Origin of the sequence: Holdemanella biformis DSM 3989 (assembly GCF_000156655.1) — a bacterium.
GTDB lineage: Bacteria > Bacillota_I > Bacilli_A > Erysipelotrichales > Erysipelotrichaceae > Holdemanella > Holdemanella biformis.
The window spans coordinates 144162-156923 of the sequence record NZ_DS996850.1 but is presented as its reverse complement, the minus strand read 5'-3'; the positions used below and the strand labels follow the sequence as shown (position 1 = coordinate 156923).

14 protein-coding genes are annotated in these 12762 nt (G+C 33.1%); 10 read left to right on the top strand and 4 right to left on the bottom strand.

Annotated elements, in window-relative coordinates; genetic code table 11:
- Positions 1-33: 33 nt before the first annotated feature.
- The gene (locus EUBIFOR_RS12250; protein WP_003866205.1) at positions 34-1428 is read right to left on the bottom strand and encodes a glucosaminidase domain-containing protein; all 1395 of its coding nucleotides are present in this window, start codon (positions 1426-1428) and stop codon (positions 34-36) included.
- 165 nt (positions 1429-1593) lie between these two features.
- On the opposite strand from EUBIFOR_RS12250, the gene prfA reads away from it, so the two are divergent.
- The 7 genes from prfA to EUBIFOR_RS11265 all read left to right on the top strand — a co-directional run bounded on the left by prfA (position 1594) and on the right by EUBIFOR_RS11265 (position 7283).
- Entirely contained in the window at positions 1594-2670 is a 1077-nt protein-coding gene (prfA, locus tag EUBIFOR_RS11295; protein ID WP_003866204.1) for a peptide chain release factor 1, read from the top strand.
- Positions 2670-3518 (top strand): peptide chain release factor N(5)-glutamine methyltransferase, encoded by an 849-nt coding sequence (prmC, locus tag EUBIFOR_RS11290; protein WP_003866203.1) that lies wholly within the window; start codon positions 2670-2672, stop codon positions 3516-3518. The genes prfA and prmC overlap by 1 nt, the downstream gene beginning before the upstream one ends.
- Before the next feature lie 97 nt (positions 3519-3615).
- On the top strand, positions 3616-4185 hold the full coding sequence (locus EUBIFOR_RS11285) for a ferritin family protein (protein WP_003866202.1): 570 nt from the start codon (positions 3616-3618) through the stop codon (positions 4183-4185).
- A 95-nt stretch (positions 4186-4280) separates the two neighbouring features.
- Positions 4281-5147 (top strand): methionyl aminopeptidase, encoded by an 867-nt coding sequence (locus EUBIFOR_RS11280; protein ID WP_003866201.1) that lies wholly within the window; start codon positions 4281-4283, stop codon positions 5145-5147.
- 12 nt (positions 5148-5159) lie between these two features.
- On the top strand, positions 5160-6533 hold the full coding sequence (locus EUBIFOR_RS11275; RefSeq protein WP_244264179.1) for an MATE family efflux transporter: 1374 nt from the start codon (positions 5160-5162) through the stop codon (positions 6531-6533).
- A 134-nt stretch (positions 6534-6667) separates the two neighbouring features.
- Entirely contained in the window at positions 6668-6964 is a 297-nt protein-coding gene (locus tag EUBIFOR_RS11270; protein ID WP_050755976.1) for a type II toxin-antitoxin system HicA family toxin, read from the top strand.
- Positions 6909-7283: a type II toxin-antitoxin system HicB family antitoxin gene (locus EUBIFOR_RS11265; protein ID WP_040466540.1), complete on the top strand. Its 375-nt coding sequence runs from the start codon at positions 6909-6911 to the stop codon at positions 7281-7283. The genes EUBIFOR_RS11270 and EUBIFOR_RS11265 overlap by 56 nt, the downstream gene beginning before the upstream one ends.
- 9 nt (positions 7284-7292) lie before the next feature.
- On the opposite strand, the gene EUBIFOR_RS11260 is transcribed toward EUBIFOR_RS11265, so the two are convergent.
- From EUBIFOR_RS11260 to EUBIFOR_RS12555, 3 genes are all read right to left on the bottom strand, one after another.
- Positions 7293-7961: a LiaF transmembrane domain-containing protein gene (locus EUBIFOR_RS11260; protein ID WP_003866197.1), complete on the bottom strand. Its 669-nt coding sequence runs from the start codon at positions 7959-7961 to the stop codon at positions 7293-7295.
- A complete protein-coding gene (locus tag EUBIFOR_RS11255; RefSeq protein ID WP_003866196.1) occupies positions 7958-8392 on the bottom strand; it encodes a LytTR family DNA-binding domain-containing protein in 435 nt (144 codons plus the stop codon). The genes EUBIFOR_RS11260 and EUBIFOR_RS11255 overlap by 4 nt, the downstream gene beginning before the upstream one ends.
- Before the next feature lie 103 nt (positions 8393-8495).
- Positions 8496-8621 carry a type II toxin-antitoxin system YoeB family toxin gene (locus tag EUBIFOR_RS12555; protein ID WP_244264180.1) on the bottom strand — a complete coding sequence of 42 codons (126 nt, stop codon included), beginning with the start codon at positions 8619-8621 and terminating at the stop codon, positions 8496-8498.
- 176 nt (positions 8622-8797) lie between these two features.
- Here EUBIFOR_RS12555 and EUBIFOR_RS11250 point away from each other — a divergent pair, with 176 nt between their 5' ends.
- From EUBIFOR_RS11250 to EUBIFOR_RS13035, 3 genes are all read left to right on the top strand, one after another.
- Entirely contained in the window at positions 8798-10132 is a 1335-nt protein-coding gene (locus EUBIFOR_RS11250) for an ATP-binding protein (RefSeq protein WP_040466539.1), read from the top strand.
- A gap of 52 nt (positions 10133-10184) precedes the next feature.
- On the top strand, positions 10185-12332 hold the full coding sequence (locus EUBIFOR_RS11245; protein WP_003866193.1) for a Tex family protein: 2148 nt from the start codon (positions 10185-10187) through the stop codon (positions 12330-12332).
- An 80-nt stretch (positions 12333-12412) separates the two neighbouring features.
- A partial coding sequence (locus EUBIFOR_RS13035) for a hypothetical protein (protein ID WP_003866192.1) occupies positions 12413-12762 on the top strand: 350 nt, incomplete at its 3' end.

Below are 12762 nucleotides of genomic sequence, written 5' to 3'. Positions count from 1 at the left end.
TTTTAAGACGCCAACACTTAAAATGGTTTTCTTTTATTTGAAATCCGATTTCTTGATATATACATAACTATTTTTATATTTAGAATTTACATTCAAATTATTATCTTTGACAGGAGCTTCACTTGATATTTTATAGTATCCAATCTCATTCTTTAATATATGAACCGATACGATATCTCCCTTTTTATATGTGTAAAGAACATCTTTTTTATTTGGTGCATATACATTTAAATCCTTAGATAGTTGTATTGTCTTAATAGGATTCTTTTCTTGGTCAATACCACCTTCATCTAAGTGATAGTAAAAACTTGCAGCTTTTTCACCCCAATATGGATCGGATGCATAGTTGACATTTATACCACTTGCCTTATCACCAAACCACGAACCATGATATCTTGAATCATTTGGATTTAAGTATCCTTGTTGTAAAAAATTATAGGCATGTTGTTTTACACATTCGGCTAATGAACTATATTGATTCGCATTATCTGGATTTTCATCAATTGCTGCATGCCCAAATAAATTATGATATTCAAGCGCATACTGACTAAGTCCAAGACCACTCTCGTTTAGCGCTAGGGCGTACATCATAGTCGCATTGATTGAATATTTGTTTTGAATTTTAAAGAATAGATCTGCCTGATTATATAGAATAGACTCATCACTAACACCATATTGATCTAGATATGCATTATATATAGAATTATTTAAATAGGAAGTAGTTCTATGAGGAATATATTGATAATAATTATAGTAAGGATCTTTATTAACTTTATTATCATTAACTAGGTTTTCATAGTTCGTATAAAAATAGTGACCATCATATGAATAATAGATTGTATCTTCCTTCATGAATTTAGGAGCAGGACCAATCGCAATAGAATTCACATTTCCTTGAAAAAGATCTGTAGAAATTGTATGAATAAGGGAATGGTTATAAACATAATATGTGGATAAAATATAGGAGTCGTTATATAAGTATAATTCAACATTATTAATATCCGTCCAAGCTTGAACCCCGCTGATTTTAAAGTGAACCTTCTTTCCATTAAAGCTTGTTCCTAGATATTGAGCATCTGCACCATAATTTCCGTTCACATACCCTGTTTTTTTAGTATCTGTAGTGTATTCTGTGTTTTGGGTTACATCCTTCGTCTTTAAATTCACGATTCCTGATTTAAGTCGTAATACTTTACCATCTTCATTTTTTATACATGTATATTTAGAGTCTGTTGCATCCATTTTTAAGGATGCGAAAATATAATGTTTATAAGAAGCTTGCACTTCACTTGTGCTTAAATCTTCGACATAGTATTGTCCGTCTTCTGTCATTTTTAAAATGGTAAATGGGATAACGACAAATACTAGAATCAATAGAATAATAATAAGCTTAAATGATGTCTTTTTAACTTTTCTTTTTCTTTTCATATCTCATATTATACTCTTATCTTTAAAAATTGCGTAATAGGACAATTTTCATCGACAATAAGTGTTCTTTATATTAAAATAGATGGGGTATATCGCTAAAATAAAGCGTTTTTTAAGTGGTAAAACACTCAAGATATAAAAATTATAGAGAAAGGATGTATATTTATGGCAAAAATGGATGAGCGTTTAGAAAAAATGGTTGAACGTTATCGTGAAATCAATGATTTAATGATGCAAAGTGATGTTGTATCAGATCGTAAGACAATGGCAAAATTGGGGCGTGAACAAAATGAGTTGACACCTATTGTAGAAACATACGAAGAATATAAAAAGGCAGTTGAGGAATTAGAAGAGGCTAAAGTTCTTTCAAAAGAGGAAGATAAAGAAATTCGTGAAATGGCACAAATGGAATTGGAAGAATTAGAACCAAAAATCCAAAATTATTTAGACCGTTTAGAATTGCTTCTAGTACCAAAAGATCCTAACGATTCTCATAATGCGATCTTAGAAATTCGTGGAGCAGCTGGTGGAGATGAAGGAAATATCTTTGCCGGAGACTTATTTAGAATGTATTCAAAATATGCAGAGGCAAAAGGTTGGAGAACAGAAGTCATTGAAATGGAAGATAGTGAAGCTGGAGGATTCTCATTAGTTTCATTTAAAGTCAATGGAGAAGGGGCTTATGGAACTTTAAAATTTGAATCTGGTTCTCACCGTGTACAACGTGTGCCAAAGACAGAATCACAAGGCCGTATCCATACTTCTACCGCTACAGTATTGTGTATGCCAGAAGTAGAAGCTGAAGATTTTGATATCGATATGAACGACTTGGAAATTGAAACAATGCGTTCAAGTGGAGCGGGAGGACAGCATATCAATAAAACCGATTCAGCTGTACGTATCGTCCACAAACCTACTGGTATTGTAGTTAAGTGTCAGGATGGTCGTAGTCAGCATGAAAACCGTGCAACTGCCTTAATGACAATTCGTGCTCGTGTATATGAAGAAAGACAACGTGAATTGGATCAAAAGAACGAAAAAGAACGTCGTACAAAGATTGGTACTGGAGATCGTGCAGAAAAGATCCGTACATACAACTATCCTCAAAACCGTGTAACAGATCACCGTATTGGATATACAGTCAATCAGTTGGATCGTATTATGGATGGTCGTTTAGATGATTTGATGGCTGCTTTACAGTTGGCTGATCAACAAGCAAAAATTGCTGGAGAAAAAGAATAATGAGTACATATCATTCGTTGATCAATGAAGGTAAAGAACGTCTTTACAAAGCTGGTCAAGGCGAACAGGCAGCTCAACTTTTCATGGTGGAATTGTGTCGTCAAAAAGATATCAATTTATATATTTCTATGGATGAAGAAGCGAATGAACAAATTCAAACAGACTATCTAGAAGGAATTCATTTGATGGAAAATGGAGAACCATTAGGATATGTATTGGGATATGAATGTTTTTATGGATATGATTTTATCGTGAATGAAGACGTTTTGATTCCTAGACCCGAAACAGAAGAACTTGTAGGACTTGTTTTATCTAAGTTTGACGATTACTTTGCCGATAAGGATCATGTCAATGTATTTGATGTAGCAACAGGATCTGGTGCAATTGGAATTACGTTAAATCTTGAAGAACCTAAGATGGATGTGATCGCTTCAGATATTTCAAAAGAAGCTTTAGTGGTTGCACAAAAGAACAATGAAAAACTAGGCGCAAATGTGAATTTCATTTGTGGAAGTATGTTAGATCCATTTGTGGATCGTGATTTGCATTGTGATATTTTAGTTTGTAATCCGCCATATATTCCTAGCGAAGAAAAGATGGAACAAAGTGTTGTGGATTATGAACCGCATGTAGCTTTATTTGGTGGAAATGATGGATTGAAATTCTATCGTGACGTATTTGAAAAAGCACATCTTGTATTGAATGAAAAAGCCTTCCTTGCCTTTGAAATGGGTTGGGATCAAGGTGAAGCTTTATCAAATTTAGCTCGTGAATATTTTGAATCTGCAACGATCACTGTACATAAAGATATGTCAGGAAAAGATCGTATGTTGACGATTGAATTATAATTTAAAAATTGTTGAGCAAAACTTTTGAAATATTGAAATGAATATGCGATAGTATATGCATAAGAGGAAATAGTATATTTCAAGAGGAGGATTATTTATGAAATATAGATGCTTAATTTGTGGACACATTTATGATGAGGAAAAAGAAGGCGTAAAATTCGCTGATCTTCCTGCAGATTGGAAATGTCCAACTTGTAAACAACCAAAAGAAAAATTTGTTCCAGTAGAAGACGAAATGACTTGGGCTGCTGAACACGTAGTAGGAGTCGCAAAAGATGTTGATGAAGACATTAAAAATGATTTACGCGCTAACTTCGAAGGTGAATGCTCAGAAGTAGGTATGTACTTGGCAATGGCAAGAGTTGCTCATAGAGAAGGATATCCAGAAGTTGGATTGTATTATGAAAAAGCAGCTTGGGAAGAAGCAGAACATGCTGCAAAATTTGCTGAATTATTAGGCGAAGTTGTTACAGATTCAACTAAGAGAAATCTTGAAATGCGTGTAGAAGCTGAAAATGGTGCGACTGCAGGTAAAGTTGATTTAGCTACTCGTGCTAAAAAGGCAAACTTAGATGCAATTCATGATACAGTACACGAAATGGCTCGTGATGAAGCTCGTCATGGTAAGGCATTTGCTGGATTATTAAAACGTTATTTTGGTGAATAATGCATTTAGAAGCTTCTGAATCAATCGGAAGCTTTTTTTCTTGTTTTCGTGTATAATAAGTTGTGTTTAACGAATATATAGAAAGAAGGATCAAGATGATTGGTAAGAATAGTCCATGTTGGTGTGGTTCTGGTAAAAAATATAAACATTGTCATGAAGAATGGGACAATACAATTAATGTATTAAAACTACAAGGTAAAATAGTTCCTAGTCATAATTTAATTAAGTCTGAAGAAGATATAAAATGGATCAAAAAAGCGGCTAAAATCAATAATGCCGTACTTGATTTAGTTGGAGAAAAAATCTGTGCGGGTATGACTACAGAAGATATCGATAAATTAGTATATGATTATACAACAAGTCATGGTGGAATCCCTGCCTGTTTAGGTTATGAAGGATTCCCTAAGAGTGTTTGTACATCTATTAATAATGAAATTTGTCATGGTATTCCAAGTGAAAAAGTCGTATTAAAAGATGGCGATATTATAAATGTAGACTGCACTACTATTGTACATAAACACTTTGCGGATGCATCTAGAATGTTCTGTATTGGTCATGTAAGTGATGAGGCAAAACGCTTAGTTGAAGTGACTAAAGAATGTCTAGAAATAGGTAAAGAAGCCGTACGTCCTTGGGGATACATCGGAGATATTGGTGCTGCTATTCAAGAATATGCACATAAAAATGGCTACAGTGTTGTTGTTGATTTTTGTGGACACGGTGTTGGTAATGCTTTCCATGAAGATCCATATGTACATCATGTAGGAATTCGTAATACAGGTATGGTTATTGCACCAGGTATGGTCTTCACTATTGAGCCTATGATCAATCAAGGAACGCGTGATTTATATATTGATAAAGATAATGGCTGGACATCTTATACAAAAGATGGAAAGTTATCGGCGCAATGGGAAAACACAATTCTAGTTACAGAAAAAGGAATTGAAGTATTAGCTTGGTAAGAAGTCAATAAAATGACTTCTTTTTTGATGGGGTTTAAAAAAGGGAATATGCAAAAGAGTATGATTGAAGGAAATACTTTAAAACTCATTTTGAATTTTAGTATTCCATTATTATTAGGAAATTTATTTCAACAATTTTACAACGTTGTCGATGCGGCTATTGTTGGGCAAACACTAGGTTCGAAAGCATTGGCAGCCGTAGGGGCAAGTAGTAGTGTACAATTTTTGATTCTAGGTTTTTGTATGGGAATATGCCAAGGCTTTGCAATCATGGTTTCACAAAGTTATGGTGCAAAAAGACTCGATGAAATGCAAACTTATATCTATGCAGGGGCTGTATGGACGGCCATTACAGCGTTTGTGATATCCATCTTAGTCGTTGTGTTTTGTGCAGACATTCTTCATATATTACAAGTGAATGACGAAATCTTTAATGATGCCTATGCCTATTTAGTTGTCATATTTGCAGGAATACCATTCACATTACTCTATAATTATTTATCGGCTATCTTAAGAGCTATTGGAGATTCAAAAACGCCATTTTTCTTTCTAGCTTTTTCCGCTGTTTTAAATATTGGTTTAGATTTTTTCTGTATTCTTGTTTTGAAATGGGGATGTGCAGGAGCTGCCATCGCAACCATTTTTGCCCAAGCTGTAAGTGGTATTTTGTGCTTACTATTGATTGCGTTTAAAGTCAATGTTTTACATGTTCCTAAATCAAGTCGCTATGTTGATAAGAAACATTCGGTTAAATTGTTGGCAATGGGCGTTCTTATGGGCTTACAATTTTCGATTACAGCCATTGGTTCAATGGTCATGCAATCAGCAAATAATGCGTTAGGAACCATTTATGTTTCGGGCTTCACGGCAGGTATGCGTATTAAATCATTGATGATGTGTCCGTTTGATGCATTAGGTGCAGCTGTTTCTACATTCCTTTCCCAAAACTATGGAGCTTGCAAATTAGAACGAATCCATGATGGATATCGTAAAGGCGTAATGGTGAGTATTTTATATGGTGTATTCGCATGTGTCGTAATGGTTTTCTTTGGAAGAATTCTTAGTAAGATGTTTGTGAGTGCAAATGAATCACAAGTGTTAAATGCGAGTGCTTTATATTTAAGAAGAATGGGCTACTTCTATCCGATTTTAGGAATTTTAATCACAACAAGAATGTCCGTTCAAGGACTTGGATATTCTGCAAGAGCTATGCTTGCAGGCTTTGTAGAAATGATTGCACGTTGCATCGTAGCCTTATGTTTTGTACCTATTTTCAAATATAATGCGATCACATGGGCCGATCAAACTGCATGGGTTGCAGCTACACTGGTATTGATTCCATTATGGATCAGTACAATGCGTATGGTTCAAAAGAAAATGTGTTGAATTAGAAGTCTAACGACTTCTTTTTTTGACTTTTAATATCTTTTTCACATGCATCTGATTTAATTAAGGAAAGAAATCATCAACAAAAGATGATTGACACCAAATATGACACCAAATATAATGGAGGTGAAAAGATGTCTTCTTGGGATAAGCTGTTAAAAAGATTTTTAGAATTGGATCATGATATTCGTTTCGAAGAAATAGTTAAAGTGATGAAAGAATATGGGTATGAGATCAAACAACCTAAAGGTGGATCGAGTCATTACTCGTTTGTAAAACCTGGATGTAGTCGTATTGTGATTCCAAGACATAAACCTATAAAAAAGGTGTATGTAAAAATGATTAAAAAAGTGATAGAAGAGGAGATGAAGGAATATGAATCAAGAACTCAAATACTACATGAATCTGTCGTATCGTATGGAAATTGTTGAAGATAAAGATGAAGGAGGATATGTCTTATCTTATCCGGATCTTCCTGGATGTATGACATGTTCAGATTCATTAGATGACTTGTTAGAACTAGCCAAAGACGCAAAAGAAACATGGATTTTAGGTATGTTAGAAGATGAAAAAGAGATTCCGCTTCCTAGTGATCTACAATCGTATTCAGGACAATTTAAATTAAGAATACCTAAAAGCCTTCATAGATCCTTATCCATGCATGCCAAAGAAGAAGGCATTAGTATGAACCAATATTGTTTGTATCTTCTGGCAAAAAATGATGCGGAATATAAAAAAGAAAGACGTTGATTGTCTTTCTTAGATATAATGAATTTCAACTCCACCAAAATGAACACGACCTGTGATATTTAATGTAGGATAGCCACTTGATGATGGCTGTCCTTTTTCATCAACTCCACCAAAGAAGGCACGAACATGACTTTGTACATTCCATTCTTTAGGTACATAGAGTTGAATGCCTGTAAAGTTTCCATCAATTTCAATCGTAGCTTGATTTTGAATGGTAGCCTGATCAAAATAGAGTTTCAATCCTGAAAACTTTGAATCAATGGTCACATATTGTAGATCATTGGTTTGAATATATTGAACTTTTTCACCGAAACTAGCAGAAACATTGATGATAGAATTCGTAGAATATTCAACATCTTCTATTTCAATGTGTCTTTTTTTGGGATGAATAATGCTTGTAAGTCCCCAAGCTAATAGCCAAGTAGCTAATAATAGAAGCCATAGAGAAATATCTTCAAAACCTAAATCTTCTTTGAATAAATAGAAAATAATCGCAATTCCAAATAAGGGGCTGTAGAAGCTTCTTTCTTTGATTCCATCAATAATAACGGATAGACAGATAAGAGTTCCAGCAATTTTCCATAGACTAAGATTAAATTGAATAATTCCGAATAAGTTTCCAAAAATTAAAATGGCACCTAGAATACAAACTATGCCCCAAAACCAATTTCTTTTCATAAATGATTCCTTCTTTCTTTTAATACTTTGTAGTACATTCTTGATACATAGACTTGTTTATGACTATTTTGAAAAGTAATGAGATGACTCGATACAGAATGAGATAAAGAATATATTTTTTGAATATTCACTATTGTAGATTTAGAAATTCTCAAAAAGGAGTTTGGCAATATATTTTCTAATTCATACAATTTCTGTGTTGTAGAAAACATATCATTGGCTGTATGCGCATATACCCTTCCGTTGTCACTTTCAAAGAATAGAATTGCATCTAAATCTAGATAATACTCTGTATCTTGTTTAAAGAATTGTATACTCGGCTTTGATTTAAAATTAGAAATTAATTGTTGCAATTCCTCAGTATATTCTTTTGTACGTATGACGATTTCATCTTCGTTTAATGAATCATCAATCTCAATTCTTACTTTCATGGCTTTATTATTCCACAAGGAATATTAAAAGTATAGTCTTGAAAAGTAAGTTGTTAAAATAGAAGACTAAGTGGTCAAAAAAAAGTAGTGAAAATTCACTTCTTTAGTGGTCAGTATAATGTTGCCTGCAACTAATTATATATAATATAGCTCCTTCATCAATCTTATATATTAAACGATCTTTATCATTAATTCTACGACTCCAAAATCCTTTAAAACTTCCAATCAAACGATGAGACTTCAAACATCATTACTATATTTATTGTTAAAATATTGAAATAACGACGTTTTATATGAAGTAAAACATTGAAATAATGACGTTTTAAGCGGAATAAAATATTGAAATAATAACGTTTTTCTGCTAATGTGATATTGAAATAATGTAGTTTCATGACTGGAGGATATATGTTTAAGCGGAAAGTATATAATGAATTGCTGGAATGGAAAGAAAAATATGCAGATCGGTCAGCTTGTTTATTAGAGGGAGCTAGGCGTGTAGGTAAGAGCACAATTGCTTTGGAATTTGCAAAAAATGAGTATGAAAGTTTTATATTTATAGATTTTTCTAATATATCTACAGAATTGTTAGAAGTATTCAATGATATTTCGGATTTGGATATATTCTTCTTGCGATTACAAACAGTGACAGGTATTAATTTAATAGTATCTAAATCTGCCATTATTTTTGACGAAGTACAATTTTTTCCAAAGGCTAGACAAGCTATTAAACATCTAGTAAAAGATGGAAGGTATCATTATATTGAGACGGGGTCACTGATATCAATTAAGAAAAATGTACGAGAGATATTAATTCCTTCTGAAGAACATAAAATTAATGTGTTTCCGATGGATTATGAGGAATTTAATTGGGCATTGAAAAAAAGTACGGATAGTATAAGAACTTTAGTTGAAAAGAATGCTGCTATAGGTGATATGACAAACCGTAAGTTAATGCGCGATTTTCGTATTTATATGGCTATTGGGGGGATGCCTCAAGTCGTTTCCACTTATCTACAAACGAATAATCTTGATGCAGTAGATAAAGAAAAAAGAGATATTATTTCTTTATATGAAGATGATTTAAAAAAAATAGATCCTTCTGGTAGATTATCTGATATTTATGCATCAATACCTAGTCAATTAGCATTGAAGAGAAATAGATTTAAAATAACAGAAGCAACTAAAAGCCGAAGACAAATTAAAGATGAGGAACGTTTATTTGATTTAATTGATTCCAAAATAGTTTTGCCATGTTACAATGTTGCACAACCTGGTATTGCTTTAGCACAAACAAGAGATCCAGAAACTTTTAAATTGTATATTTCTGATATTGGATTGTTTACAACAATGATATTTGATGGCGGGAAAGGATTATCTTCAGATATTTATAAAAAATTGTTGAGTGATAAGTTATCAGCCGATTTAGGCTATATGTATGAGAATGCAATCGCACAAATCATTGTAAATAGTGGCAATAATTTATACTATCATTCATGGAGAAAAGAGAATAGTACTCATAGTAATGAAATTGATTTTTTAATACGTTCAAGAAATAAAATCATTCCAATTGAAGTTAAATCATCTGCAACAAAGAGTCATATTTCAATGGATGAATTTTGCAAGAAATATTCGCATGAAGTAGGACGAAGATTCTTGTTTTCACAGAAAGATTTTTCGAAAGATGGGATGTTGGAATTAACGCCTATTTACGCAGTTCCATTTTTGTTGGAAAATCTTTAAATAATGTATTCTAATCTTTGGTATAATAATAGAGTTGAAATGAGGTTTTACTATGGATGAAAATATAATTTCCTTAATTGCGAAAGAATTGAATATTTCAATTTCACAAGTTAAGAATACATTGGAATTATTAGAAGAAGGAGCTACAGTTCCTTTTATTGCACGTTATCGTAAAGAGCGTACAAAAGGTTTGGATGAAGAACAAATTCGTGTCATTCAAGAAAATTATGCGTATCAAGTGAATTTAGCTAAGCGTAAGGAAGAAGTTTTGGCACGTATTGAAACATTAGGAAAATTGGATGATGAAATTATTAAGAATGTCAACGCATGTACAAAACTATCACAAGTAGAAGATATTTATCGTCCTTACAAACAAAAGAAAAAGACGCGTGCAAGTGTTGCGATTGCCAATGGTCTACAGCCATTAGCTGATACATTTATGTCTTTTCCTCGTTATTTTAAAGAAACAGAATTGGATGCTTACATCAATGAAAATGTAAAAGATCGTGAAACTGCTATTCAAGGTGCTTGTGATATCGTTGCCGAAAAAGTGAGTGATGATGTAGATGTACGTAATAAAATATTAGATTCAATGACAAACTTTGGTCGTATTGTTACAAGTGAAAAGAAAGGTCATGAAGATGCTCATAAAGTCTATAAGATGTATTATGATTATTCAGAAAGAGTCAATACTTTAGCACCGCATCGAGTTATGGCCATTGATCGAGGGGAAAAAGAAAAAGTATTAAATGTTTCGATTTCTTTTAATGAAGAATATATTGAAAACTGGGTATGCCGAAGATTTATTCGCTTTACTAACAGTGGTACAAGTGAATATGTTCGTGCTGCTATTTTAGATGGTTTAAAAAGACTTGCCTATCCTTCAATTGAAAGAATGGTTCGTTCTGCTCTAAGTGAAAAGGCACATGAATCAAGTATTGACGTATTTTCTATGAACTTAGAGAAGTTGCTACTTCAACCACCTATGAAAGATAAAGTAATTCTAGGATTTGACCCGGCCTTTAGAACCGGATGTAAATTGGCTGTAATTGATGCATCTGGTAAAAAATTAACAGTCGATGTGATCTATCCACATCAGCCAAACGCAAAAGTAAAAGAGTCTGAACAAAAATTAGTTCAATTATGCAATGAATATCATGTGAATTTAATTGCGATTGGCAATGGTACAGCAAGTCGAGAAAGTGAAGCTTTCGTTGCGAATACAATCAAGAAATTTAATTTACCAGTATCCTATACCATTGTTTCTGAAGCAGGTGCTAGTGTATACAGTGCTTCTAAATTAGCTATTGAAGAATTTCCAGACTTACATGTTGAACAAAGAAGTGCCATTTCGATTGCGCGAAGATTGATGGATCCACTTTCAGAATTAATCAAGATTGACCCTCAATCGATTGGTGTTGGTCAATATCAACATGATTTGCCAACTGCAAGATTAAAAGAACGTTTGGATTTCGTAGTTGAAAAAGCGGTTAACCGCGTGGGTGTAAATATCAATACAGCCAGTGTTTCTTTACTTAAAAATGTTGCGGGATTAAATAATGCGAGTGCTACAAGCATTGTGTCATATCGTGAAGAAAATGGAAAAATTGAATCGCGTACACAAATTAAAAAGATTCCTAAGATTGGTCCAAAAGCTTTCGAACAAGCAGCTGGATTCTTGCGTATTGAAGATGGAAAAGAACCATTGGATCGTACAAGCATTCACCCTGAATCGTATAAGGCAACAAAAGTATTGTTGAAGGAATTAGGTTTGGATACTTCGGATTTGGGAACACAAAAGGCGAAAGACGTGATTTCTAATTGTGATACAAAACAATTGATGCAAGACACAGGATTAGATAGTTATACATTGAAGGATATTTTAGATGCGATTTGTATGCCACTAAGAGATTATCGTGATAAATATGATGCACCTTTATTAAGAAAAGATGTATTGGAAATCGAAGACTTACATATTAATGATAAGCTAGAAGGTACAGTACGTAATGTGGTTGACTTTGGAGCCTTTGTAGATATTGGACTACATGAAGATGGTTTAGTTCACGTTTCAAAGATGAGTACAAAACGAGTAAAACATCCTAGTGATGTTGTTTCTGTAGGAGATATTGTTACGGTGTGGGTATATAATATTGATCAAGAGAAACAAAAGGTACAACTAACAATGGTCAATCCAAATTGACAATCAATAAATAGAGGTTTATTATCGTTACTAAAGTAGGACAACTTTTTGTTGTCCTTTTGTTTTAAGGAAGAGGTTTTATGAATATTACTACGATTGTTACGCAAATGATGATTTTATTGTTGATTATGATTGTTGGTTTTGTGGGAGCTAAAAAGAATGTTTTTAATGATGAAGTAAATGTATATGCATCAAATATTTTGTTAAAAATCGGTATTCCAGGCTTGATTATTAGTTCAGTTAAAAATGGATCTCCATTTACAGGAAACGAATTATTCAATGTGCTTATTATTTTTTCAATATTTGTGATCTTTACAGGGATTGTCTCTAAAATTATTGTAGAAGTTTTACACATTCAAGAGAATAAAGCCCTATGGCAATTTATAAAGCAATCTAAGAACACTCGTGACTTTAGTCATGAGATGAATTA

What these genes read in the sequence shown, in the direction of transcription:
- EUBIFOR_RS12250 (WP_003866205.1), bottom strand. Translation starts at nt 1,428, where the DNA reads ATGAAAAGAAAAAGAAAAGTTAAAAAGACATCATTTAAGCTTATTATT.
- prfA (WP_003866204.1), top strand. Translation starts at nt 1,594, where the DNA reads ATGGCAAAAATGGATGAGCGTTTAGAAAAAATGGTTGAACGTTATCGT.
- prmC (WP_003866203.1), top strand. Translation starts at nt 2,670, where the DNA reads ATGAGTACATATCATTCGTTGATCAATGAAGGTAAAGAACGTCTTTAC.
- EUBIFOR_RS11285 (WP_003866202.1), top strand. Translation starts at nt 3,616, where the DNA reads ATGAAATATAGATGCTTAATTTGTGGACACATTTATGATGAGGAAAAA.
- EUBIFOR_RS11280 (WP_003866201.1), top strand. Translation starts at nt 4,281, where the DNA reads ATGATTGGTAAGAATAGTCCATGTTGGTGTGGTTCTGGTAAAAAATAT.
- EUBIFOR_RS11275 (WP_244264179.1), top strand. Translation starts at nt 5,160, where the DNA reads ATGACTTCTTTTTTGATGGGGTTTAAAAAAGGGAATATGCAAAAGAGT.
- EUBIFOR_RS11270 (WP_050755976.1), top strand. Translation starts at nt 6,668, where the DNA reads ATGTCTTCTTGGGATAAGCTGTTAAAAAGATTTTTAGAATTGGATCAT.
- EUBIFOR_RS11265 (WP_040466540.1), top strand. Translation starts at nt 6,909, where the DNA reads ATGAATCAAGAACTCAAATACTACATGAATCTGTCGTATCGTATGGAA.
- EUBIFOR_RS11260 (WP_003866197.1), bottom strand. Translation starts at nt 7,961, where the DNA reads ATGAAAAGAAATTGGTTTTGGGGCATAGTTTGTATTCTAGGTGCCATT.
- EUBIFOR_RS11255 (WP_003866196.1), bottom strand. Translation starts at nt 8,392, where the DNA reads ATGAAAGTAAGAATTGAGATTGATGATTCATTAAACGAAGATGAAATC.
- EUBIFOR_RS11250 (WP_040466539.1), top strand. Translation starts at nt 8,798, where the DNA reads ATGTTTAAGCGGAAAGTATATAATGAATTGCTGGAATGGAAAGAAAAA.
- EUBIFOR_RS11245 (WP_003866193.1), top strand. Translation starts at nt 10,185, where the DNA reads ATGGATGAAAATATAATTTCCTTAATTGCGAAAGAATTGAATATTTCA.